The sequence below is a fragment of the Nonomuraea solani genome (assembly GCF_900108335.1).
Classification (GTDB): domain Bacteria; phylum Actinomycetota; class Actinomycetes; order Streptosporangiales; family Streptosporangiaceae; genus Nonomuraea; species Nonomuraea solani.
Genome location: NZ_FNVT01000007.1, coordinates 226051 through 249141 on the forward strand (window position 1 = coordinate 226051; position 23091 = coordinate 249141).

Annotated in this window: 20 protein-coding genes; 7 read left to right on the plus strand and 13 right to left on the minus strand. The window is 70.9% G+C overall.

Annotated elements, in window-relative coordinates; all coding sequences use genetic code 11:
• Positions 1–6: 6 nt before the first annotated feature.
• The 6 genes from C4V41_RS26240 to C4V41_RS26265 all read right to left on the minus strand — a co-directional run bounded on the left by C4V41_RS26240 (position 7) and on the right by C4V41_RS26265 (position 6525).
• The gene (locus tag C4V41_RS26240; protein ID WP_103958590.1) at positions 7–1008 is read right to left on the minus strand and encodes an ADP-ribosylglycohydrolase family protein; all 1002 of its coding nucleotides are present in this window, start codon (positions 1006–1008) and stop codon (positions 7–9) included.
• A complete protein-coding gene (locus C4V41_RS26245; protein WP_103958591.1) occupies positions 1005–2315 on the minus strand; it encodes an ABC transporter substrate-binding protein in 1311 nt (436 codons plus the stop codon). The genes C4V41_RS26240 and C4V41_RS26245 overlap by 4 nt, the downstream gene beginning before the upstream one ends.
• Before the next feature lie 9 nt (positions 2316–2324).
• Positions 2325–3143 (minus strand): carbohydrate ABC transporter permease, encoded by an 819-nt coding sequence (locus C4V41_RS26250; protein WP_103958592.1) that lies wholly within the window; start codon positions 3141–3143, stop codon positions 2325–2327.
• Positions 3143–4057, minus strand: a complete 915-nt coding sequence (locus C4V41_RS26255) for a carbohydrate ABC transporter permease (RefSeq protein WP_200824236.1) — start codon at positions 4055–4057, stop codon at positions 3143–3145. The genes C4V41_RS26250 and C4V41_RS26255 overlap by 1 nt, the downstream gene beginning before the upstream one ends.
• Positions 4054–5094 (minus strand): LacI family DNA-binding transcriptional regulator, encoded by a 1041-nt coding sequence (locus tag C4V41_RS26260; protein ID WP_103958593.1) that lies wholly within the window; start codon positions 5092–5094, stop codon positions 4054–4056. Before C4V41_RS26260 ends, C4V41_RS26255 begins: the two co-directional genes overlap by 4 nt.
• Before the next feature lie 153 nt (positions 5095–5247).
• Positions 5248–6525, minus strand: a complete 1278-nt coding sequence (locus C4V41_RS26265) for an MFS transporter (protein WP_268808658.1) — start codon at positions 6523–6525, stop codon at positions 5248–5250.
• Between the two features lie 23 nt (positions 6526–6548).
• Here C4V41_RS26265 and C4V41_RS26270 point away from each other — a divergent pair, with 23 nt between their 5' ends.
• The 3 genes from C4V41_RS26270 to mihF all read left to right on the plus strand — a co-directional run bounded on the left by C4V41_RS26270 (position 6549) and on the right by mihF (position 8695).
• Entirely contained in the window at positions 6549–7763 is a 1215-nt protein-coding gene (locus C4V41_RS26270) for an ROK family transcriptional regulator (RefSeq protein WP_103958595.1), read from the plus strand.
• A gap of 119 nt (positions 7764–7882) precedes the next feature.
• Positions 7883–8287: a GlcG/HbpS family heme-binding protein gene (locus C4V41_RS26275; protein WP_103958596.1), complete on the plus strand. Its 405-nt coding sequence runs from the start codon at positions 7883–7885 to the stop codon at positions 8285–8287.
• Positions 8288–8389: 102 nt separating this feature from the next.
• Positions 8390–8695 carry an integration host factor, actinobacterial type gene (mihF, locus tag C4V41_RS26280; RefSeq protein WP_103958597.1) on the plus strand — a complete coding sequence of 102 codons (306 nt, stop codon included), beginning with the start codon at positions 8390–8392 and terminating at the stop codon, positions 8693–8695.
• 125 nt (positions 8696–8820) lie between these two features.
• Here the strand turns inward: mihF and C4V41_RS26285 are convergent, their stop codons facing one another.
• Both C4V41_RS26285 and C4V41_RS26290 read right to left on the minus strand, forming a co-directional pair.
• Complete coding sequence (locus tag C4V41_RS26285) at positions 8821–9468, minus strand: response regulator transcription factor (protein ID WP_103958598.1); 648 nt, start codon at positions 9466–9468, stop codon at positions 8821–8823.
• Positions 9459–10706 (minus strand): sensor histidine kinase, encoded by a 1248-nt coding sequence (locus tag C4V41_RS26290; RefSeq protein WP_103958599.1) that lies wholly within the window; start codon positions 10704–10706, stop codon positions 9459–9461. The genes C4V41_RS26285 and C4V41_RS26290 overlap by 10 nt, the downstream gene beginning before the upstream one ends.
• A 184-nt stretch (positions 10707–10890) precedes the next feature.
• Here C4V41_RS26290 and C4V41_RS26295 point away from each other — a divergent pair, with 184 nt between their 5' ends.
• Genes C4V41_RS26295 through C4V41_RS26305 form a run of 3 tightly spaced genes read left to right on the plus strand, consistent with a single transcriptional unit; the run spans position 10891 to position 15265 of the window.
• Entirely contained in the window at positions 10891–12162 is a 1272-nt protein-coding gene (locus tag C4V41_RS26295) for an acyltransferase family protein (protein ID WP_103958600.1), read from the plus strand.
• 60 nt (positions 12163–12222) lie between these two features.
• Complete coding sequence (locus C4V41_RS26300; protein ID WP_103958601.1) at positions 12223–12720, plus strand: GNAT family N-acetyltransferase; 498 nt, start codon at positions 12223–12225, stop codon at positions 12718–12720.
• Between the two features lie 37 nt (positions 12721–12757).
• Complete coding sequence (locus tag C4V41_RS26305) at positions 12758–15265, plus strand: DEAD/DEAH box helicase (RefSeq protein ID WP_103958602.1); 2508 nt, start codon at positions 12758–12760, stop codon at positions 15263–15265.
• 136 nt (positions 15266–15401) lie between these two features.
• Here the strand turns inward: C4V41_RS26305 and C4V41_RS26310 are convergent, their stop codons facing one another.
• The gene (locus C4V41_RS26310) at positions 15402–15968 is read right to left on the minus strand and encodes a hypothetical protein (RefSeq protein WP_146103793.1); all 567 of its coding nucleotides are present in this window, start codon (positions 15966–15968) and stop codon (positions 15402–15404) included.
• A 17-nt stretch (positions 15969–15985) separates the two neighbouring features.
• Here C4V41_RS26310 and C4V41_RS26315 point away from each other — a divergent pair, with 17 nt between their 5' ends.
• Complete coding sequence (locus tag C4V41_RS26315; protein ID WP_103958604.1) at positions 15986–16480, plus strand: DUF2087 domain-containing protein; 495 nt, start codon at positions 15986–15988, stop codon at positions 16478–16480.
• Positions 16481–16500: 20 nt separating this feature from the next.
• Here the strand turns inward: C4V41_RS26315 and C4V41_RS26320 are convergent, their stop codons facing one another.
• The 4 genes from C4V41_RS26320 to C4V41_RS26335 all read right to left on the minus strand — a co-directional run bounded on the left by C4V41_RS26320 (position 16501) and on the right by C4V41_RS26335 (position 23090).
• Positions 16501–18093, minus strand: coding sequence for a beta-N-acetylhexosaminidase (locus tag C4V41_RS26320; protein WP_103958605.1), 1593 nt, complete (start codon positions 18091–18093; stop codon positions 16501–16503).
• Between the two features lie 9 nt (positions 18094–18102).
• A complete protein-coding gene (locus C4V41_RS26325; protein ID WP_103958606.1) occupies positions 18103–20031 on the minus strand; it encodes an NPCBM/NEW2 domain-containing protein in 1929 nt (642 codons plus the stop codon).
• A gap of 10 nt (positions 20032–20041) precedes the next feature.
• Entirely contained in the window at positions 20042–21586 is a 1545-nt protein-coding gene (locus C4V41_RS26330; protein WP_103958607.1) for an alkaline phosphatase D family protein, read from the minus strand.
• A 208-nt stretch (positions 21587–21794) separates the two neighbouring features.
• Positions 21795–23090, minus strand: coding sequence for an ABC transporter substrate-binding protein (locus tag C4V41_RS26335; protein WP_103958608.1), 1296 nt, complete (start codon positions 23088–23090; stop codon positions 21795–21797).
• Position 23091 lies beyond the last annotated feature (1 nt).

The window sequence follows — 23091 nt, forward strand, 5'->3', positions numbered from 1 at the left end:
AAAGATCTACCGTCCTCCCGCCAGTTCGTCGGCGACGTCCAGCACGTGTTTTCCGGCGACGACGGGCAGGCATTTGCCCGTCACCGGCCCGATCCTGGCGGCCCACCGCTCCGGGACGCCACTCTCACCCCGCAGGGCGCCGGCGATCGCGCCGGCGATGGCGCCGATGGTGTCGGCGTCCCTGCCCAGGCTCACCGCGAACGTCACGGCCGCCTCGACCTCACCGTCCCCGGCCAGGAACGCGGCCAGCGCCAGCGCCACGGCCTCGGGGGCGACGTCGGTCCAGGGATAGTGCTCGACGACGACCGCCTCGTGCAGCGCGTCGATCACATCCGTATCGTCCGCGCCGATCGCGCCCGCGCCATCCGCCTCGCGGCTCGCGAAAGAGCGGCCGAGCGTCTCGCGGGCCCGCACGACGTTCCTGGCCGTCCACGAATCCTCGGGGATCACCGACAGCGCCGCGGCCACGACCTCGCGGGGCGTGGCCCCGTCCATCGCGGCGGCCACCGCCCCGGCGACCGCCCGGCCGCCGAGTATGCCCTCGCCCGACCCGCTGACCAGCCCGTCCTGCTCCACCAGCCGGGCCGCCTCCGCCGGATCACCCGGGCAGAAGATCCCGTACGGCGCCGCCCGCATGGCCAGCCCGTCCGACCAGCCGTGCGAATGCACGAGCCCGGTCAGAGGCGGCTCCAGCCCCCGGCGAAGCGCTTCGATGGTGCCCAGCTCGGAGAACCCGGCCCCGCGCATGGGACCCGCCACGAGCGGAATGATCTCCGTCCGGTACGCCGCCGCCACGTCCGCCGCGGTCAGCCCGTGCCCGTGCCGCACCAGCAGTGACGCGGCGAAGATCGCGTATTCCGTGTCATCCGTCCCCCCGCCCTCGATCTCGGTGAGCCGCCCCCACCGCCGCCGGATCTCCGGCGGCGACAGGTTCTCGGCCGGGGCCCCGAGGGCGTCGCCGGCCGCGAGGCCGAGCAGACACCCCCGGGCTCTATCCCGATAAGTCACCGCTGGTACCGCTCCAACACCTTGTTACCGTCCTCGACCAGCTTCGCCGCCGCCTGGTCAAGCGTGATCTTGTTGCCGTAGTACTCCTGGAGCACCGGCGTGGCGACCTTGCTCTTCCACTCGTCGAACCCGTTGACCTTGAGGAACGGCGCGACGACCAGGTTCTTGGCGGACGCGGTGGCCACGTCCCAGCCGTTCTCCTTCGTGGTCATCGACGCGTCGGCGGCGGCCGTCGTCGAGGTCGGCAGCAGCCAGTCGCCCTTGGCGAGCTTGGCCTGGTTGGCGCCGTTCAGGAAGAACGAGATGAACTTCATGGACTCGTCCGGGTGCTTGCTGTCCTGCGCGATCGACAACGTCTGCGAGACGGCGCCCTGCTGGGCCGAGGTGCCCTTGGGCGCGGGCAGGGTGACCCACTCGAACCCGTCGGGCGCCTGCTCGGCCACCTGCTGACGCAGGAAGACCCCGGCCGGGAGCAGCGCGAACTTGCCCTGGTAGAACGTGGGCAGCGGGTCCGCGGTGCCCTGGCCGAGGGCGGCCGGGTCGGCGGACTTGTCCTTGTAGAGCTGGTCGTGGATGCGCTGGAGCACCTCGCGCTCCTCGGGGCCGACCTTGACCGTGGTCTTGCCCTCGGCGGTCTGGAAGAACGTTCCACCGAAGTTGAGCGCCAGGTTGAGCGTCTTGTTGACCGGGGACTTCATCGGCCAGGCGACGCCGTACGTGCCGCCCTTGGTCATCTTCTTGGCGGCCGCGGAGAACTCGTCCCAGGTCCACGGCTCCTCGGAGGTCGGGACGCGGACCCCGGACTCGTCGAGCAGCTTCTTGTTGGCGATGATGACCTGCGACTCCTGCAGGAACGGGACGCCGTACACGCCCTGCTCGCCCTTGCCGCCGTCGAACGTGACGGTGTCCCAGGCGGCCTGCGGGATGTCGCTCTTCAGCTCGGCGGGCAGCTTGCCGCCGAGTTCGAGCAGGTAGCCGTCGGCGGCGAAGCCGGCCAGCGCGGGCGAGTCGTTGTGGATGACGTCGGGCGCCGTGCCACCGGCGAACTGGGTGACGAGCTGGTCGTTGACGTTGTCCCAGCTTCCCTGGACGTACGTGACCTGGATCTTGGGGTTGGCCTTGTTCCACTCGTCCACGAGCTGCTTGTTCGCGGCGACCGATTCCTTCTGCCAGGCCAGGCTGAGGAAGTTGATCTTCACCGGCTCGCCGGAGGCGGACGACGACTCGCCGCCGCCACCGCCTCCCCCGCCGCACGCGGCGGCGAGCGTGAGGATCGCCGCCGCCGCCAGAGCGGACCTGATTCGCATATGAGCCTCCTAGCCCTTGACGGCGCCGGCCATCAGGCCGGACTTCAGCCGCCGCTGAATGATTGCGAAGAAGATCAGGCTGGGGATCGTCGCCATCAGCGACGCCGCTGCCAGCGGCCCGAGCCTGGCCACCCCCTCGGGGCCGGTGAACCTCACCAGCGTGAGCGGGAGCGTCATGACGTCCGGGTCCTGCAGCATCACGAGCGCGAACATGAACTCGTTCCACGACGAGATGAACGCGAACAGCAGCGTGGCCACCACGCCCGGCGCCAGCAGCGGCGCGACCACGCTGGCGAGCGCGCGCAGCCGGGTCGCGCCGTCCATGGCGGCGGCCTCCTCCAGCTCGTGCGGCACCGCGCGGACGTAACCCTGCAACATCCACAGCGCGAACGGCAGCGTGAACGTCACGTGCACGGCCACCAGCCCCGGCAGCGTGTTGACCAGCTCCAGGTCCCGCATGATCAGGAACAGCGGAATGATGATCAGGATGAACGGGAACACCTGGCTGACCAGCACCCACCCGATCGCCACCCGGTTGATCAGGCTGCGATAACGCGCCATGGCGTAGGACGCGGGCAGCGAGATCAGCACCGTGATCACACTGCTGAACAGCGCCACCACCAGGCTCCGCAGCGCCGCGCCCACCAGGTCCTGCTCGCCGAACGCGTCGCCGAAGTTGGCCAGCGTCGGCTCGCGCGGCAGCCACGTGGGGTCGGCCAGCGCCATCTCCTGCGGCGTCTTCAACGCCGTGGACAGCAGCCACACCAGCGGAAACGCCAGGAAGACGACGTACGCCAGCAGCGCCGCGTACTGAGGAACGCGTCTCATCACCTGGTCTCCCTCATCTGCCGCCACAGGTACAGCCCGAGCACCGCCAGCACGACGATCGCCATGGCGAGACCGAGCATCGAGGCGTAACCGGCCATGCGATAGCGGAACGCCTCCTCGTAGGCGAACAACATCGGCAGCCTGGTCCGGCCGCCGGGGCCGCCCTGGGTGAGCACGTACACGAGGCCGAACTGGTTGATGTTCCACACGAAGTCGAGCGAGGTGATCGCCACGATCACGGGCTTGAGCTGCGGCAGCGTGATGTTCCAGAACCGCCGCCAGCGGCCGGCCCCGTCCACCTCGCCCGCCTCGTAGAGCTCCTTCGGCACGCCCTGGAGGCCGGCCAGCAGCACCACCGTGGTCTGCGGCATCCCGGCCCAGACGCCGACCACGATGATCGCGGGCAGCGCGAGCGAGAAGTCGGCCAGCCAGTTGACGTGCGTGCCGAGCAGGCTGTTCAGGACACCGGCGTCGGGGTGGTAGACGAGCTTCCACATCAGGCCGATGACCACCGGCGGCATCGCCCACGGCACCACCGAGAGCACCCTGGCCACGCCTCTGAACCGGAGCTTCTCGTTGAGCAGCAGGGCCAGGCCGAGCGCGGCCAGGAACTGCAGCACGGTCACCGAGACCGACCAGATCGCGCCGATCTGGAACGACGCCCAGAACTGCTCGTCGCTCAGCAGCGCGCCGAAGTTCTCCAGTCCGACGAACTCGGTCTCGTGGTTGCGCGTGTTGCGGGCGTCGGTGAAGGCCAGGCCGATGCCGTACAGCAGCGGCCCCACGCTGAACAGCAGCACCGGCACCATGGCCGGCAGCAGCATCACCCACATCTCGCGCGTCTGGCGCGAGATCCGGCGGCGCTTGTGCCGCGTCCCCCGGGGCGGCGCCGCTCTCGTCACGGTCGCCGTCACTCCCCGCCGTCCTTCCTGTCGATCCGCTCGTACGCGGCGCCGGCCGTGGAGGCCCGCACCACGAGCCGCGGCGGCACGGTGACCAGCCGGGGCTCCCTGTCGCCGCCCTGGAGCCGGTCCAGCAGCAGCTCGGCGGCGACCTTGCCGCGCTCGGCCGAGCCGAGCGAGACGCTGGTCAGCGACGGCCACGAGGCCGCGGCGAGGTCGGTGTCGTCCATGCCGACCACGGCCACGTCCTCGGGCACCCGCCGGCCCGCCGCCCGCAGCACGTCGAGGGCGCCGAGGGCGATCAGGTCGTTGGCGCACAGCAGCGCGTCCACGCCGGGCTCCCTGGCGAGCAGCTCCGCCACCGCGCGGCCCCCTTCAGCGCGGTAGAAGTCGCCGATCTGCACCAGGTTCTCGTCGTAGGGCAGCCCCAGGTCCTCCAGCGCCTCCCGGTACGCGGCCCCGCGCCCGGCGCCGGGCACGGTGTCGAGCGGGCCGTTGACCATGCCGATCCGGCGGCGGCCGAGGGAGTAGAGGTGGTCGATCGCCTGTCGTACGCCGGTGCGGGAGTCGGCGCGCACGTTGTCCACGCGCGTCCCGTCGGGCACAGAACCGATGATCACGACCGGCGCCCTGGCGGTGGCCAGCATCCGCAGGTGCGCCTCGGTGACGCGCAGCGGGCTCATGATCAGCCCGTCCACGTAGCGTTCGCCCAGGCTGTGCAGCACGTCGATCTCGTCGGCCACGACGGCGTCGGTGGAGTGCAGCACGAGCCGGTATCCGGCGGCCTTGAGCACCGGCTGGATCTGGCGCAGCATGGCCAGGTAGGCGGGGTTGCCGACGTCCGCCATGGCGAAGGCGACCTGATGGGTGCGGCGCGACTTGAGCGACCTGGCGACGGCGTTGCGCACGTAGCCGAGCTCGTCCGCGGCCGCCATGACCTTGCGCACGGTGTCCTGCCGGGTCGGCAGGCCGTTCAACACCCGTGAAACGGAGGCGATCGAGACACCGGCGCGCGCGGCGATCGTGTTGATCGTGGGTCCGTCGGCCAAGGCTGTCCTTCCCGTGGGCGGTAAACTGTAAACGTTTACGGTGTGCGCCATATGAAACCCGCCCGTAACTTGCAGGTCAAGTCACGATCGCATAACACCAGGTCAGAGGCCCTGACGGCAAATCGCCCCGGCCCCTGACCACTGACCCGCCACTCAGTCGCGGGCCGGCTCGGCCCACCGTCCCACACCGCCGTCGGACTCGGCGGGCTCGGCGGCCGGCACCGGCACCGGCTCGTTCCCGGCCGGGGACAGCCGCAGGAGAGCGCGGATGGCCGGGGAGCCGGTGAGGGTCACGACGGCGGCCAGCACGGCCGGGATGATGAGGGCGACCGGCAGGGACGACGCCTCCGCCACGTAGCCGAGCACCGCCGGGCCGAGCAGCAGCCCGCTGTACCCGAACGCCGTCACCATCGCCAGCGCCCGCCCGACGGGCCCGCCGGCCGCGCCCACCGCGCTGAACAGCACCGGCACCACCGTGGCCAGGCCCACCCCGGCCAGCGCCCAGCCGGTCCAGGCGCACGCCACCCGCAGCGGCTCGGCCACCACCGGCGAGAGGAGCACCAGGACGTATCCGGCGGTGGCGAAGACCCCGGCGAGCTGGATGGTCCGCACGGAGCCGAGCCGGGCCCTGATCGGGTCGCCGAGCAGCCGCACGGTGGTCATGGCCACGGAGAAGATCGTGTACGCCAGCGGCGCCAGCGCCGGATCGGTCGCCAGCACCAGCTTGGCGTGCAGCGCGGCCCAGTCGATGGCCGCCCCCTCACTCAGGTGCCCGGCGAACGCGGCCAGCCCCAGCAGCGCGATCAGCCCCCAGCGCAGCGAGCCGCCCCGCTCGGTCTTCACCTCGGTCTCGGCGTGCGCGGGCTCGTCCGGCAGCAGCAGCCGCGCCGCCGGCACGTACAGGAAGGGCACCACGAGAGCCGCCACGATCAGCAGCCACTGCGGGTCCAGCCCCGCCTGGAGGACGAGCGAGGTGAGCCCGCCCCCGGCCGCGCCGCCCAGGCTCCACGTGCCGTGGAAGGCCGAGATGATCGGCCGCCGGTAGCGGCGCTCGACCTCGACGGAGTGGGCGTTCATGGCGACCTCGGTCACCCCCAGCCCGATGCCGAACAGCACCGCCAGCGCGGCCAGGCTCCAGTACGAGGGCGCGAGCGCGGGCCCGAGCAGGACCACGCCGGAGAACGGCCCCGCGATCCAGCACACCCGGCGACTGGACCACCTGTCGACCAGCGGCCCGGCCAGCAGCATCGACACCAGCGCGCCGCCGGAGATCAGCAGCAGGACGCTGCCCAGCCTGGCGGTGTCGAGCTCGAGCCGGTCGTACAGGGACGGCAGCCCCGCCGCCCACAAACCCATGACAAATCCGGCTAGGAAGAAGAATCCGAAAACTCCGGCACGTGCCCGTCTGGCATCAATGAGGCTTTTGTTCACGGCTAGAGCATAAACTGTGTTCCGTGAATGGAGCCACCACCAGCGGCGAACTCCGGGCGCACAACCGGGTCAGGCTGCTGCGCGCCGTACATGACTGCGGGGCCTCCCGCACCAGGTCCCAGCTCACCCGTGACCTGGGCCTGGCCAGAGGCACCGCTTCGGTCCTCGTCGCCGGCCTGGCCGACGACGGCCTGCTGCACGAGGAGCCCGCCCCGGAGCACGCGCGGGGCCGGCCGACCCAGATCCCGGGCCCGCACCCGCTCGGCCCGCTGGCCCTGGCGGCCGACATCCGCGAGGACGCCTGGGAGCTGGCCGCCTGCGAGCTGGGCGGCCGCGTGACGATCATCGCCGTACGCCCCCACGACGGCACCCCGGAGGACGCCCTCGTCCCCCTGGGCGAGGCCATGGCGGCCCACCGGGCCCAAGCGGGCTACCGCGTGATCGGCGCCGGCGTCGCCCTGGCGGGCCCGGTCCGCCACGGCGGCCTGGTGGACATCGCCCACCTGGGCTGGCGCTCGGTGGACGTCCCCAGCCTCCTGGGCGTCGAGACGCCATTGATCGTGGGCAACGACACCGCGCTCGCCGCGCTGGCCGAGGCGCGGCGGGGCCGGCTGCGCGGGGTGCGGGTCGGACTCCATCTCCACGTGGACTTCGACCTGGGCGGCGTGCTGGTCGTGGACGGCCGGCCGCTGGGCGGGGCGAGCGGGACCGGTGCGGAGTTCGGGCACATGCCGCTCACCGGCGGCGACCGCCCCTGCCCGTGCGGCGCGATCGGCTGCTGGGGCATGGACGTCGGCGCGAACGCCCTGCTGCGGCACGTCGGCCTGGCCTACGGCGGCGGCCGGGGGCGGGAGCAGGCCGAACAGGTGCTCGCCACCAGCCAGGAGGCGGTCACGGCCAACGCCGGGGCGCTCGGCCGGGGCGTCGCGGCCCTGGTGAACGCGCACGACCCCGAGGCCGTCACCCTGTCCGGCCACGGCCGGGAGCTGCTCGAACGGGCCGGAGACGCCCTCCAGGCGGCCTGTGAGCCCGCTCTGATGGCGATCCGCCGCGACCGCCCGCCCCGGATCGAGGGCTCGGCCCTCGGCTGGCGTGGCTCGCTCCTCGGCGCCATGGAGTCGGTCTTCGACGCCTTCCTCACCCCGGAGGGCCTCGGCCGGTGGCGGAAAAACCAGCCTGACCAGGCTCGCGACACGCCCGACCGGGAAAATGTGATGCATTCCACGCCGAAGCGGTAAACACCGCCATAGAACGCCCGCACCGGGGCGCTCTTCGCGATCTTGGACAGCCCGTCCGGCGAGCGGTACGAGTGGAAGGGTCCGATGCGCGAAACAATCATGACCCAGGGACGAATCCCGTGAACCTCGAACTCGCCCTCCGCATGACGGAGGCGGCCGTGAAACAGGCGTTCCGCGAGGGCGCGGCCATCTCCGTCGCGGTCGTGGACGAGGGCGGAAATCTGGTGTCGTACCAGCGTATGGACGGTGCGGAGATCTCGGGGCCCGTCCTCGCGCGGGGCAAGGCGTACACCTCGGTCGCCCTGCGGAGACCCACCTCCGAGCTCGCCGCGCGGACCGCCCCCGGCGGAGAGCTGTCCGGCCTGGCGGGCTGCGGATTCATCTGCGTTGGAGGTGGCATCCCGCTGTGGTCGGACTACGGTGAGGGAGAACGCGTGGTCGGCGGCATAGGGGTCAGCGGAGGCACGGTCACGCAGGACGTGGCGTGCGCGGAAGCGGCCGAGTCGGTGTGGCGGACACGTTGAGCGGGCGCTTTCGACAACACGAACCGCTGGTATCCGCCATGATTAGCCACTGCACCACGGGTACAACACCCGAACGTAAAACTCCCCGAGGAGAGAACTGAGATGGCACTTCCCACTCTCACCCCCGAGCAGCGTCAAGCCGCTCTGGCCAAGGCCGCCGAGGCCCGTGCCGCCCGCACGGCCCTCCTGGGCAAGGTCAAGGCGGGCGAGATGACGTTCGCTCAGCTGCTCGAGCGCGACGACGACATCGCGAAGAAGATCAAGGTCTCCCAGGCGCTCCGCGCCGTCAAGGGCGTGGGTCCGGCCAAGGCCACCGCGCTGATGGAGGAGGCAGGCGTCGACGAGAAGCGCCGCCTCGGCGGCCTGGGCGCCCAGCAGCGCAAGAAGCTGGTCGACGCGCTCGGCTGATGCCTGAGCGGCCAGGTCCGCGCGCAGCGCCGCGCGGACCGGCCAGCGACCCTCGGCGAACAGGAGGGACCGGCGAGCGGAGCCGCCCCCGCTCGACGGTGACCACCACGGGGAGGCCGGAAAGTTCAGGAACGCAGGTAGGCCAGGACGGCGAGCACCCGGCGGTGCTGGTCGCTGTCCTCCGCGTAGAGGCCGAGCTTGTTGAAGATGCTCCTGATGTGCTTCTCCACGGCGCCGTCACTGATCACGAGCTGCCGCCCGATGGCCGGATTCGACTTCCCCTCGGCCATCAGCCCGAGCACCTCACGCTCCCGCGGCGTCAGCTGCGCCAGCGGATCGTCCTTGCGCCTGCGCACCATCAACTGGGACACCACCTGCGGATCGAACACGGTCCCGCCCGCGGCCACCCGCCGCAGGCCCTCCAGAAACTCGTCCACGTCGACGACCCGGTCCTTCAGCAGGTAGCCCACCGCGCCACGGGCGTCGGCGAGCAGGTCGTCGGCGTAGGAGACCTCGACGTACTGCGACAGGATGAGCACGGGCGCCCCCGGCACCCTGCGCCGCGCCTCCACGGCCGCCCTGAGCCCCTCGTCGGTGAACGACGGCGGCATGCGCACGTCGACCACCGACACGTCGGGCTTGTGCTCGGCGACCGCCTCGACGAGGGCGTCGCCGTCGCCGACGGTCGCCACCACCTCGCAGCCGAACTCCTCCAGCAACCTGACCAGGCCCTCCCTGATCAGCACCGCGTCATCGGCCACGACTACCCGCACGGAACCTCCGCCACGATCAATGTGGGCCCGCCGTCGGGTGAATGGACGGCCAGCTCCCCGTCAACGGCGCGGAGCCGGTCGGCCAGCCCGGCGAGACCATGTCCCTTGGCGACGTGTGCGCCGCCGACCCCATCATCCCCGATCGAGAGCATCAGGACGTCACCGATGCGGACGAGCTGGATCGTGCAGACGGTGGCGCGGCTGTGCTTGGCCACGTTGGTGAGGGTTTCGGCGCAGACGAAGTAGATGGCGTTCTCGACGGCCGCCTGGTAGCGCTCGACGGTCTGCACGTCGAGGTCCACGGGCACCGTGCAGCGCCCCGCCAGGGCGGCCAGGGCGGGCGCGAGGCCGCGGTCGGACAGGATGGGCGGGGCGATGCCGCGCGAGAGGGCGCGCAGCTCGTCGAGGGTCTCGCGGGTGGCGGTGATCGCCGACTTGATCGTGGCCTGGGCCGCCTCGGGGTCCTTGGCCATCTGCCGCTGCGCCCTGGACAGCTCCATCGCCAGCGAGACCAGCCGCTGCTGCGGCCCGTCGTGGATGTCGCGCTCCAGCTTGCGCAGCGCGTTGGCCTCGGCGGACACGGCGGCGGCCCGGCCCTGGGCCAGGTCGTCGATGCGCTCCTGCAGCTCGGCCACCCCGGTCAGCAGCGCCCGGCCCAGCCCGGCCCTGACCAGCGCGGCGCCGCGGATCACGAACGGCATGAGGAGGGTGAAGACCAGGCCGATGGAGACGTAGAACATCGAGTTGATCCAGTAGCCGTCGCCCATGCCGAGCAGCTCGGGCAGCTCCATGTTGCCGGGGATCTGCGAGGTGATGATGCCGTAGATCGGCCAGGTGAGCCCGGCCAGGGGGACCGCCCAGAACACGACGGTGAGCACGAAGCTGATGATCGCGAACGGCAGGTTGATGATGCCGTGCAGCAGGTCGAGCCAGGACTGTCCGCTCGTCAGCGGGTTGACCAGCCGCCGGAACCGGCCGGCGCCCGCCGGGGCGGGCTTGTAGCGGGGCCGGACGGGGGGCCGTTTGAGCACGTCGGACAGCCAGCCGCGCTCCGCGTCGGCGAAGCCCCGCGCCAGCATCAGCGTGCCGGCCAGCAACGGCACGCCGATCCACACGACCGCCGTGCCCAGCCCGGCGGCGAAGCCCGCGAGCATGAGCACGAAGCCTATGAGCGTCGTCGGGAGGCCGACCAGCGTGTAGCGGGTGTCGAGGAGGACACGCCTCATCAGGGAGCGCATGGCCTCAACGGTAAGACGTCGCCGCGACCGGCACGAGCGGGTGCGCCTTCCAATAGGGGTAGGGCCAGCCCTACCCCTGGTGGTGGTGTGATCTTGACCGGCATACGGTGGCCCGCGGCAGTGTGCCGGGACGCCGTGAACGGGAACCTTGATTCATCCGCTCTCAGCGAATCGAGGCCCCCCAATGACCGTCCTGCTGGACCGCCCCGCCGCCACAGTCGCGCCGCCGCGCGCGGCGGGCGCGCGCCGCACGGCGCGGGATCCGTTCATCGACCTGTTGCGCGTGTTCGGCATGGCGCTCATCGTGTTCCAGCATTGGACGATCCCCGTGCTGTCGTACGACGGTGTGCGGCTGACCACGGGCAACGCGCTGGCCACGCCGGGAGTGTGGGTGGTGACCTGGATCAGCCAGGTGATGCCGCTGGTGTTCTTCGCGGGCGGCGCGGCGAACGCGATCAGCTTCGGCCGGTGGGACGGGAGCCCGCAGCGGTGGCTGTCGGCCCGGCTGCGCCGGCTGGCCTGGCCGCTGCTGCCGCTGGCCGCGGTGTGGATCCCGCTCCCCCACATCCTGCTGACGCTGGGCGTGCCGGCGCAGCCGCTGGAGGTGGGCGCGAAGCTGACCGGCCAGCTCCTGTGGTTCCTGGCCGTCTACCTGATCGCCGTCACGGTCATGCCGTACGCGCACCGCCTGCACGAACGGTACGGCCTCCTGGTCCCCGCGGCTTTGGCGGCCGGGGCGGTGCTGACGGACGTGGCGCGCTTCTCGACCGGGTTCGACGCCGTGGGCTACCTGAACATCGTGTTCGTCTGGCTGGCCGTGCACCAGCTCGGCTTCTTCTACGCCGAGGGCCGGCTGCGGCTCCCCTGGGCGATGCTGGCCGGTGGTTTCGGGGTGGGCGCGCTGCTGGTGGCGTACGGCCCCTACCCGGGCAGCATGATCGGCCTGCCGGGCGCCGAGGTGTCGAACATGGCCCCGCCCACGCTCGCCATGCTGGCCGTCGGCGTCGGCCAGATCGGGCTGGCCGTGCTGCTGCGCCCGCTGCTGCTGCGCCTGCCCCTGGACCGGCTGCTGGACTGGGCGGGTCCGCGCGTCATGACGGTGTACCTGTGGCACATGCCGGCCCTCTTCGCGGTGACCGGGGTCGTGGTGGTCCTGCTGGGCGTGGAGACGCCGGCGCCGGGCAGCGGCCTGTGGTTCGCCGGGTGGCCGCTCTGGTTCGGGATGTTGTGCCTGGTCATGTGGCCGCTGCTGAAGGGGTTCGCCAGGTTCGAGACGCCGCCGTCGCTGCCGTACGGGCAGGCGGGCTGGGGCGGCACGCTCGGCGCCGCGGTGCTGGTCGGCGCCGGGGTGCTGACCCTGACCGTGGGCGGCTTCGCGCCGGGCGGCGGGCCGTTCCTGGGAGTGCTCGCCCTGCTCGGCGGGCTGCTGACGACGGTGCCGCGAGCCCGCGCCTGAGAGTCGTGGTGAGGGTCCGGAAATGCGAACGTCACCCGCCGTTGAGGAGAATGCAGCGGTATGACGAAGATTCGGGCCCTCGCCGACGCCGACCTTCCCGCCATCGCGGAGATCTACGCCCACTACGTGACCGGCACCGTGGCCACGTTCGACGAGAAGCCGCTCACCGTCGCCGACTGGCGGGCCAAGGCGGGCGCCATCGCCGACGCGGGGCTGCCGTTCCTGGTGGCCGAGCTGGACGGTGAGGTCGCCGGCTACGCCTACGTCGCCCAATATCGTCCCAAGCCCGCCTACCGGCACACGCTGGAGGACACCATCTACCTGGCGCCGGGCTGCACCGGGAGGGGCCTCGGCCGGCTGCTGCTCGGCGAACTCGTCGCCCAGGCCCGCGAGACCGCGGCCCGCCAGCTCGTCGCGGTGATCGCCGATTCCGGGGACCCGGCGTCGGCCCGGTTGCACACGGCGTTCGGCTTCGAGGAGGCGGGCCGGCTGAGGGCCGTGGGGTTCAAACACGGGCGCTGGATCGACACGGTGTTGTTCCAGCTCGACCTGAAATAGTCGAGCCCGGTTCGACCACACGGCAAACTTCGGCAGGATAGGAGCCGTGAGCCTACTCGTTGACCGCCTGCCCGAAGACATCGACGCCGACCCGGACGCCATCTTCGACGCGTTCGTCGCCTGGAACGCCGAGCGGGGGCTCACGCTCTATCCCGCCCAGGAGGAGGCCCTCATCGAGGTCGTCTCCGGCAGCAACCTGATCCTGGCCACGCCGACGGGCTCGGGCAAGTCGCTGGTGGCGGCGGGCGCCCACTTCGCCGCCCTGACGCGCGACATGCGCACGTTCTACACCGCGCCGATCAAGGCGCTGGTGTCGGAGAAGTTCTTCGACCTGTGCGCCGTCTTCGGCACCGAGAACGTCGGCATGATGACCGGCGACGCCAGCGTCAACCCCGGCGCCCCGATCATCTGCTGCACGGCCGAGATCCTGGCCAACGTGGCGCTGCGCGACGGCGCGGCGGCCGACATCGGCCAGGTCGTCATGGACGAGTTCCACTTCTACGCCGAGCCCGACCGCGGCTGGGCCTGGCAGGTGCCGCTGCTGGAGCTGCCCAACGTGCAGTTCATCCTGATGTCGGCCACGCTCGGCGACGTGTCGATGTTCGAGCAGGACCTGACCAGGCGCACCGGACGCCCGACCTCCGTGGTCAAGCACGCCGAGCGGCCGGTGCCGCTGATCTACTCCTACCGGATGACCCCGCTGCACGAGTCGCTGGAGGAGATGCTCTCCACCGGGCAGGCGCCGGTCTACGTCGTGCACTTCACGCAGGCCGCCGCGATGGAGCGGGCCCAGGCGCTGATGTCGATCAACATGGCGACGAAGGCCGAGAAGGAGGCCATCTCCGCCATGATCGGCGGGTTCCGCTTCACCACCCGGTTCGGCCGGGCGCTGTCGCGGCTGGTGAAACACGGCATCGGCGTGCACCACGCCGGGATGCTGCCGAAATACCGGCGGCTGGTGGAGCGGCTGGCGCAGGCCGGGCTGCTGAAGGTCATCTGCGGCACCGACACGCTCGGCGTCGGCGTCAACGTGCCGATCCGCACGGTGCTGTTCACGGCGCTGTCCAAATACGACGGCAACAAGGTGCGGCGGCTGCGGGCCCGCGAGTTCCACCAGATCGCTGGCCGGGCCGGCCGCGCGGGCTTCGACACGATCGGCTACGTCGCCTGCCAGGCCCCCGAGCACGACATCGAGAACCACAAGGCCCTCGCCAAGATCGGCGACGACCCCAAGCGGCGGCGCGGCTACGCCCGCAAGAAGCCGCCGGAGGGCTTCGTGGGCTGGAGCGAAGACACCTTCACCAAGCTCCAGGAGGCCGAGCCCGAGCCGCTCAACTCCCGGTTCAAGGTCAGCAACGCCATGCTGCTGGCGGTCATCAACCGCCCGGGCGACTGCTTCCAGGCGATGCGCCACCTGCTCACCGACAACCACGAAGACCGCAAGTGGCAGCGGCGGCACATCAGCCAGGCCATCGCCATCTACCGGTCGCTGCTGGCCGGCGGCATCGTCGAGCAGTTCGCCGAGCCCGACGAGCAGGGCAGGCGGGCCCGGCTGACGATCGAGCTGCAGGAGGACTTCGCGCTCAACCAGGCGCTGTCCACGTTCGCGCTGGCCGCGTTCGACCTGCTCGACCGCGAGTCGCCGTCCTACGCGCTCGACATGGTCTCGATCGTCGAGTCGATCCTGGAGGACCCGCGCCAGATCCTGTCCGCCCAGCTCAAGAAGGCCAGGGGCGAGGCCGTCGGGCAGATGAAGGCCGACGGCATCGAATACGAGGAGCGCATGGAGCTCCTGGCCGAGGTCATGTATCCGATGCCGCTCGACGACCTGCTGCTCGGCGCCTACGAGACCTACCGGCGGGGGCATCCGTGGGTGGGCGACTACACGGTGAGCCCGAAGTCGGTGATCCGCGACATGTTCGAGCGGGCCATGACGTTCGGCGAGTACATCCAGTTCTACGAGCTGACCAGGTCAGAGGGCACGGTGCTGCGCTACCTGGCCGACGCCTACCGCACGCTGTCGCGCACGGTGCCCGAGCATCTCAAGACCGAGGACCTGATCGACCTGATCGAGTGGCTCGGCGAGCTGGTCCGCCAGGTCGACTCGTCGCTGATCGACGAGTGGGAGAAGCTCACCAACCCCGACGCGGTGCTGGAGCAGCAGGAGCAGCTCGAAGCCAAAGTACGCCCGGTCACCGCCAACCCGCGGGCCTTCCGCGTGCTGGTGCGCAACGCCATGTTCCGGCTGGCCGAGCTGTGCGCCCTGGAGAAGGAGGAGGAGCTGGCCGAGCTGGCTCCCGACGTCGACTGGGGCGCGGCGCTGGACGCCTACTACGACGAGCACGAGGAGATCCGCACCGACGCCGACGCCCGTGGTCCCGCGCTGCTGCGGATCGAGGAGGAGAGCGGGCTGTGGAAGGTGCGGCAGACGATCAAGGATCCGGCCGGCGACGGTGACTGGGGCATCGACGCCCAGGTCGATCTGACCGCCTCCGACGAGGAGGGCCGCGCGGTCCTGCACGTGCTCGGGCTCAACCGCCTCTAGGGCATGAAAAAGACAAGCCGTGTGCCGGAACGGACTGGCAAGGGCGTCCCGGCACAGGCCTGTCGATACGAGTGTCCGACGAATTACGTCGAGGTCGTGTCATGACAATGTCCCAAGATCGAGACATTTCATGAAATCAGCAATCGGCGATGGTGCAGATCTTGGCCAGCATCGTCTTGGTGTCCTTCGTCTGCTGCTTGAAGTCGGAGGTCGCGGGCTTGCCCCACTCGCCTGACACCATGTAGAGGATCAGGGCGTTCCCGCGCCGGGTCACGATGCCCCGGTCGCCGCCGACGGCCGGCTTCCCGTCCTGATACGCCTGGCCGGTGACCGACAGCGCGCGGTCGCCGAGGCCGGCGGTCACGTTGGCGGAGTAGCGGTAGCCCTTGGTGCCGCACGAGCGCACGGCCGCCTCCACGTCGCGCAGCACCTTGCCGGCGGCCGCCGCCGACGAGTAGAGGATCACCTGCTCCGACTTGGCGTAGTCGGGCACCGCCGTGTAGACGAGCGTCCTGGCCTGGGTCCGTCCCTTCTGGCCCAGCGCGGCCTTCTGGCACGGGTTGACGACGAGCCTGGCCGCCTTCTTACTGCTGGCCGACCAGCTCGTCTCGGGGTTGTCGTCCTTCTTCGCGGCCGCCTTCTCGTACAGCAGGAAGTTGTTCGGGATGGCGACCGTCGCCGCGAGCAAGAGCACTGAGATCATGGGACAAAATGGTATGAGTGAACGACGAAGACATCAGGCGCGTCCTCGGACTGCTCTACCAGGACGACACTTTGCGGACCTTCGCCTCCCTGGTGCTCGGGACGACCGACGGGCTCTCCCCCAAATGTCTGCACAAGCTGGCGGCCGGCGGCCTGGCGGCGCGCGGCGACGACGGAACATGGCGGGCCACGCCCGAGCGCTTCCGCGACCTGCTGCGGGCGCACGCCGAGCCCGCCGAGGAGCTGAGCCCCGACGAGCGGGTGCTGCGCACGTTCCTGGTGGACGGGCGGCTGACGACCATGGCGATGCGGCGCGACAAGCGGCTCGTCGTGCTGCGCTACATCGCGATGGTCTTCGAGCCCGGCATGCGTTACGCGGAGAAGGACGTGAACGTGGCGCTGCGCGCCTTCCACGACGACTACGCGGCGCTGCGCCGCTACCTGGTGGACGAGGACCTGCTGTCACGCGAGGGCAACGTCTACTGGCGCAGCGGCGGCCACGTGGACATTTAACGGGACATTTAACGGGACATTTAGCGCAGGTTGCTGGTCCAGGCGTCGAGCTTGGCCTGCCACCGCTCCGGCGTCTCAGGGCGGCCCGGCACCCCCGGCCTGGTCTGCCAGGGCAAGGGGCCGTCCGCCCGCCGATACTCGACCCCGAGGGCGTCCAGCCGGCGTAGGTGGGCGTCCAGCCGGGTGCGGAAGCCGGCCAGGTCGCGCTCCTCCGAGCTCCAGACCGTCTCGGCGAAGGCCGCGAGCCGGGGGAAGGCCATGTAGTCCACCCGCCGGCCCGAGTCGATCAGCTCCGTCCAGACGCCGCACTGGGCGCCCAGGACGCGGGCGGCGGCCGGGTCGCCGCGCAGCTCGGCCGGGATCGGCTCGAAGGCGTAGACGTCCTCCAGCGTCAGCACCGTCCCGAACGGCACCGGCTCGTCCTCCCCCGGGCCCTGCCGGTAGTCGAGGTAGAGGGAGGTGTTCGAGCAGTTGATGACGTCGTGGCCGCGCCTGGCCGCCGCCACCGCGCCCAGCTCGCCCCGCCACGAGGCGACGACCGCGCCGGGGGCCAGGCCGCCTTCGAGGATCTCATCCCAGCCGACCAGCCGGCGTCCGCGCGCGGCGAGGAAGGTGCCGAACTGGCGGATGAACCAGCTCTGCAGCTCCTCCTCGTCGCGCAGGCCCAGCTCGGCGATCCGGCTCTGGGCCGCCGGGCTGGCCTTCCACTGGTCCTTGGGGCACTCGTCGCCGCCCACGCACACGTACGGGCTCGGGAACAGCTCCAGCACCTCGTCCAGCACGTCCTGGAAGAACGCCACCGTGGCGTCCTCGACGTTGAGCACGTTCACGCCCACCCCCCAGCCCGTGCGCACCTCCAGCGGGGTGCCGAGGTTGCCCAGCTCCGGGTAGGCGGCGATGGCCGCCTGCGTGTGCCCCGGCAGGTCGATCTCGGGGACGACCGTGATGTGCCGCCTGGCGGCGTACGCCACGATCTCCCTGAGGTCGTCCTGGGTGTAGAAGCCGCCGTGCGGGCGGCCGTCCATGGCGCCGTTCCAGCCGGTCTGGCTCTCGGTGCGCCACGCGCCGACCTCGGTCAGCCGGGGGTGACGGCGGATCTCGACGCGCCAGCCCTGGTCGTCGGTGAGGTGGAAGTGCAGCACGTTCAGCTTGTGCAGCGCCATCAGGTCGATGAAGCGCAGCACCTCGTGCTTGGTCAGGAAGTGCCGGGCGACGTCGAGGATGACGCCGCGCCAGCCGAAGCGCGGCGCGTCCTCGACGTAGGCGCCCGGCACCGTGAACGGCCCGCCCGGCCCCTTCCGGTACGCGGCGGCGGGCAGGAGCTGCCGCAGCGTCTGCGCCCCGTAGAACGCCCCGGCGGGCCCGCCCGCGACGATCTCGACATCCGGCCCGACACTCAGCCGGTACGCCTCCGGCGGCAGGTCCCCGAGCGCGAGGCTGATCGTGCCCGAGCCCGCCCCCGGCAGGAGCTCCCCGCCGGTGACGGGGGCGAGCTCACCGCGCAGCCAGGCCGCCACCTCGCCCAGCGCCGGATCGGCGGTGAGCGAGGTCCGGCCGTCGAGGACGAACGAACCCGGCCTGGACTCGTGCTTGACGGGCTTGGGGACGATCATGAAACTCCTCTACTCGCAGGTGATGGTGGCGTCGGCGAAGTCGGCGTGGTCGGAGGTGGCGTTGTCGCCGCCGTTGGTCGCGACCAGCCGGACGAACCGGGCGCCCTTGATCGGCGCGGTGACCTTGCGGGCGGGCATGGCCCCGGTGAGCAGGCCGGAGTAGGCGACCCGGCCTCCGTCGGCCCAGACCTCGAACCCGGCCGAACCGGCGGAGCCGACCTCGTCGTCGATCCCGGCCTGGAACTCGACGGTCGTGCAGCGGCCGGCGGTGTGGTACTCGATCTCGGCGGGCGCGTGGGTGCCGAGGCCCTTGGCGTACCGGACGCCCTCGATGGTGAGCGGGCGGCCGTCGCCGGCGGCGCGCTCGCCGTTGCTGGCGTCCTTCTCGACGGGGCCGAAGTGGTTCTTGACGCTCGTCCAGGCCAGGTCGCTCAGGTACGTCCTGCCCGGCCCCGGCGCCCTGGCCACGGTCACGACGGCCGTGGCGCTCCGCCCGCCCTGGCGGAACGTGAGCTCGCGGGTCCCCTCGGCGGACGGGGTGACGGCCCACGTCACGGTGAACGTCTCCCCGGCGGCCAGGCTGCCGGTCCTGGCCGGCGTGCGGGCCTCGACCTTCCATCCCGCCGGCACGTCCGCCGTCACCTCGACGCCACGCAGCGGCGCCGTGCCCCCGGTGTTCGTGACCCGGGTGAGGATCTCCCCGGCCACGCCCGGCTCCAGCACCGACGGCCGGTCGTCGCCCAGGAACTTGGGCGGGTCCGCCTCGAACGTCACCACCGGCGGCGCCTGCTCCTGGCTCGCGCTCACCCGGTAGAGCAGCGCGGCGTGCGCGGGCACCTGGGCGGCCAGCTCACCGGTCGTGCTGGTGACCGCGCCGGTCCACAGGTCCTCGACGCGGTGACGGGTGCTCCCGACCTTGGTGGAGATCGTGGCCGACCGGTCGCTCTCGTTGAACAGCGCGATCGCGCGGTCGCCGTTCTCCAGGGGCTTGGACAGGACGTGGTACCAGCCGTCGCTGGTGACGAACGTGCCGTGGGCGCCCAGTTTGTCCTGGTCCACGGCGATCACCTTGGGGTTGGCGACGACCGAGGCCGGCGCCTTGGCCGGGTCGGCCTGCAGGATCAGCGGGGCCGCGCCCATGGCCCAGAGCGTGAACTGGGTGCGGTACTCGGTCTCGGTCATCCCGCCGCGGCCGGCCTGGATGAGGTCGGGGTCGGCGAAGCTGCCCTGGCCCGCGTACTCGGCTCTGAGCTGGTTGGTCTCCCAGATGTCGGCCATGGTGGCGTAGGCGTCGGCGATGGGCCGGTTGTAGACGTTGGTGCGCCACGTGGTGGCTCCCGCTGACTTGCCCCAGAGCCAGGGCACGGTGCTGCCGTCCTCGTTGTTCATGGCGAACACGACGTCGGGGCCGAGGGCCTGGCGCATGGGCGGGTAGAGGGCCTGGCCGATCTGCTGCACGTTCTGGCCGGGGAAGTCGGCCGCCGGGATGTTGCACCAGTCGTACTTGACGTAGTCCACGCCCCACGCCTTGACCTGGGCGGCGTCGGCGGCCTCGCTCTTGTACGAGCCGGGGCCGCCGCCCGCGCACGCCTTCGTGCCGGCCGACAGGCTGAGGCCCAGTTTGAGGCCCTTGCCGCGGACGTAGGAGGCCAGCGCGGCGATGCCGCCGGGGAAACGGGCGGGGTCGGGGGCCAGGGCGCCGCCTGAGCGCTGCGGCGCGAGCCAGCAGTCGTCGAGGATGACGTACCGGTAGCCCAGGGGTGCCAGGGGGGCGAGGGCGTCGGCGGCCTGGCGTACCGACTGCTCGGAGACCGAGCAGCCGAGCGTGCGGCTGCTCCAGCCCATCGGCGGGCCCGCCACCGCGGCGGCGGCGCTGGTCACGGGTAAAAAGGGCAGGGTGAGAAGGGCCGCCGCGGCGGCGGCCGTGATCGTGCGCATGGGAGTCCTGTCAGGCGGGGTTGAGCTTGGGGCTGCCGGGCTCGATGACGAAGGAGCCGGAGGTGTAGGCGGGGGCGTAGGGCTCGGTGACACGGGACAGCGAGCGGAACTCGACCTTCATCTCCCGCTGGTCGATCCGGGTCCTGACGTAGCCGCGGCGGCCGTTGAAGAACTTCACGTGCGGGTTCTCGTTCATCAGGATCTGCGTGTTCGGGTATTCGTCCAGGCCGTTGCCCGCGCTCGTCACCGACGTGGTGACCAGCTCGACCGCGACCGACTTGGACTCGGGGTCCTGGTGGTCGCGCTTGACCTCGCCGGCCCAGTGCGAGTGCACGTCGCCGGTGAGGACGACCGCGTTGCGCTTGTAGGTGTCGATGGCGGCGGTCAGGCGGTTGCGGGAGGCGACGTAGCCGTCCCAGCCCTCGTTCGAGTAGCCCTTGCCCTCGCCGTTCGCCCAGTCCATCTCCATGAAGAAGACCTGCTGGCCGAGCAGGTCCCAGGTGGCCTCCGAGGTCTTGAGCCGCTGGTCCAGCCACGCCTCCTGGTCCCGGCCGAGAAGGGTCCTGTTGGGCTCGAAACGCTCCAGGCAGTCGGGGCCGACGGTGCCGCTCTTGCCGGTGCAGGCGTACAGGTCGCGGTACTGGCGGGTGTCGAGCAGGTGCAGGTTGGCGACGTCGCCCCACCGGATGCTGCGGTGGAGCTTGAGCGCGGCGCCGTCCGGCTTCTGGGCGCGGCGCAGCGGCATGTTCTCGTAGTACGCCTGGAACGCCTCCGCCCGGCGCTTGAGGAACGGCGGGTCGGGCTGCTCGGGCACGTCGCCGGCCCAGGCGTTCTCGATGTCGTGGTCGTCCCACACCACGACCCAGGGGGCGATGGCGTGCGCGAGCCGCGACTCGGGGTCGGCCTTGTGCTGGGCGTGGCGCAGGCGGTAACCGGCCAGGTCGAGGCACTCGCCGCCGGCCTGGTCGCGGACGGGGTACTTGTAGTCGCCGTACTCGTAGATGTAGTCGCCGAGGAAGGCGATCAGGTCGGGCTGGTCCTCGGCCATCCTGCGGTACGGCGTGAACCAGCCGGCCTGGTAGTCGGCGCACGACGTGAACGACAGGTTCAGCGGCCGGGTGCGGATCCCCGGGGCCGGGGAGGTCAGGGTGCGGCCGACCTCGCTCAGCTCGCTGCCGGCCTTGAAGCGGTAGAAGTACTCGGCGCCGGCGGTCAGCCCTTCGAGCTCGACGTGCACGCTGTGGGCCGACTCGCGGCTGGCCGGCTCGGTGCCCTGGCGGACGATCTGGCGGAAGTTCTCGTCCTTGGCGAGCTGCCAGTGGACGTCGACCGCGCGGTCCGGCATGCCGCCGAAGCCGTCGGCCGCGATCGGGTTCATGGCGAGGCGCGTCCAGAGCACCACGCCGTCCTGCGTGGGCTCGCCCGAGGCGACGCCGAGCTGGAAGGGGTCGGAAAGAGGGACGGGCCGGGCGGCCGCGCGCACGGGGGTGACCCCCAGTGCGGCGGAGATGCCCAGGCTCGCGCCCCCGGCGAATAGTGAACGCCGGGTGATCATGAGGATCCTTAACCTGTACAAACGAGGGAGCGAACTTGCAGAGAACGAGGGAGCGCTTCCGACGGAGTCGGAAGCTTCATGGCGACCGAGCCCCGCGGAGCGGGGTCATCAGATACACCGCGCTTCCGACGGAGTCGGAAGCATCATGGCGACCGAGCCCCGCGGAGCGGGGTCAATCAGATACAGCGACCGAGCCCCGCGGAGCGGGTCAATTGGATACAGCGGCGTTGCCTTCGGCGACAGCTTGGTCGGCGGCTTCTTTCGGAGAGAGTTCGCCGAGGTACATCTCGTTGAAGATCTGATTAAGTTTCGTCTCGAACCCGGTGAAACCGGTGGTCACCGGCAGGGGGAAGGTGGTCCCGGCCGCCTCTTCGGCGAACGGCGAGACGTCGATCTTCTTGGCCTTCCAGTAGTCCACGTAGCCCTGCGACAGCCCGTTGAGCGCCGGGAAGACGTAGCCGCCGTCGGCCATCAGCTTCTGCGGCTCCTCGGTGCCGAGGTAGTTCGCCAGCTTCATGGCCTCCTCGGGATGGTCGCTCTTGGCGTAGACGGCCTCGGCCAGGCCGTTGAGGTTGACCGAGCGGCCCGCCGGGCCCTCGGGCATGAGGGCGACGCCGACCTCGAAGGTCGACTCCGGGGCCACGAACGGCAGCAGCGCGTTGTTGGCCGGGAACATGGCGATCTGGCCGGCCTTGAACATGTCGGTGACCTTGCCGGTGGGCGGGTTGGTCTGGGTGGCGGGCGGCGACACGTGGTGCTTGTTGACCAGGTCGACGCCGAACTGCAGCGCCTGCACGGAGGCGGGGTCGTTGAAGGCGTACTTGCCGAAGGGCTGGTCGACCAGCTTGCCGCCGTTGGAGGCCACCCAGTTCATCCACTGGGTCTGGTAGTGGTTCCAGGAGGCGAAGCCGTACGTCTTGACCTTGGCCGCGTCGAAGCCGGACTCGCCCGGGTGCTTGCCGGCCTCGTCCACGGTCAGCTTGCGGGCCGTGTCGAGCAGGGTGCCGGTGCCGTCCGCCGTCCAGGTGAGCTTGTCGGGCATCTCCACGCCGGCCTGCTTGAACAGGTCCTTGTTGTAGAGCAGGCCGACGACTCCCCAATCCTTGGGCACGCCGTACGGCTTGCCCTCGTAGGTGAACGAGCCGACGACCGTCTGGTGGTACTTGGCGGCGTCGATCTTGACGGGGGCCAGGACGCCCTTGGTGACGTACTCGGGGAACTGGGTGGGCGTCATCCAGAACACGTCCGGCGCCGTGCCGGCGACCGCGTCGGCGGTGAGCTTGGTCCAGTACTGGTCGTACGGCAGCAGCTCGATCTGCACGTCGATGCCCGGGTTGGCCTTCTCGAAGGCCGCCATCACCTTCTCGTAGCCGGCCTTCTGCTGGTCGTCCCAGAGCCGGTACGTCAACGTCACCTTGCCCGTGTCCGAGCCGGAGCCGCACCCGGTGAGGGCGAGCGCCACGGCCGCGAGCAGGGCCCAGCGAATCGGGGGGTTCTTCGACATC

Bases quoted from the DNA above. Each gene is read 5' to 3' on its own strand.
- C4V41_RS26335 (WP_103958608.1), bottom strand. From the start codon at position 23,090: ATGTCGAAGAACCCCCCGATTCGCTGGGCCCTGCTCGCGGCCGTGGCG.
- C4V41_RS26295 (WP_103958600.1), top strand. From the start codon at position 10,891: ATGACCGTCCTGCTGGACCGCCCCGCCGCCACAGTCGCGCCGCCGCGC.
- C4V41_RS26250 (WP_103958592.1), bottom strand. From the start codon at position 3,143: ATGAGACGCGTTCCTCAGTACGCGGCGCTGCTGGCGTACGTCGTCTTC.
- C4V41_RS26330 (WP_103958607.1), bottom strand. From the start codon at position 21,586: ATGATCACCCGGCGTTCACTATTCGCCGGGGGCGCGAGCCTGGGCATC.
- C4V41_RS26320 (WP_103958605.1), bottom strand. From the start codon at position 18,093: ATGATCGTCCCCAAGCCCGTCAAGCACGAGTCCAGGCCGGGTTCGTTC.
- C4V41_RS26310 (WP_146103793.1), bottom strand. From the start codon at position 15,968: ATGATCTCAGTGCTCTTGCTCGCGGCGACGGTCGCCATCCCGAACAAC.
- C4V41_RS26245 (WP_103958591.1), bottom strand. From the start codon at position 2,315: ATGCGAATCAGGTCCGCTCTGGCGGCGGCGGCGATCCTCACGCTCGCC.
- C4V41_RS26290 (WP_103958599.1), bottom strand. From the start codon at position 10,706: ATGCGCTCCCTGATGAGGCGTGTCCTCCTCGACACCCGCTACACGCTG.
- mihF (WP_103958597.1), top strand. From the start codon at position 8,390: ATGGCACTTCCCACTCTCACCCCCGAGCAGCGTCAAGCCGCTCTGGCC.
- C4V41_RS26300 (WP_103958601.1), top strand. From the start codon at position 12,223: ATGACGAAGATTCGGGCCCTCGCCGACGCCGACCTTCCCGCCATCGCG.
- C4V41_RS26325 (WP_103958606.1), bottom strand. From the start codon at position 20,031: ATGCGCACGATCACGGCCGCCGCCGCGGCGGCCCTTCTCACCCTGCCC.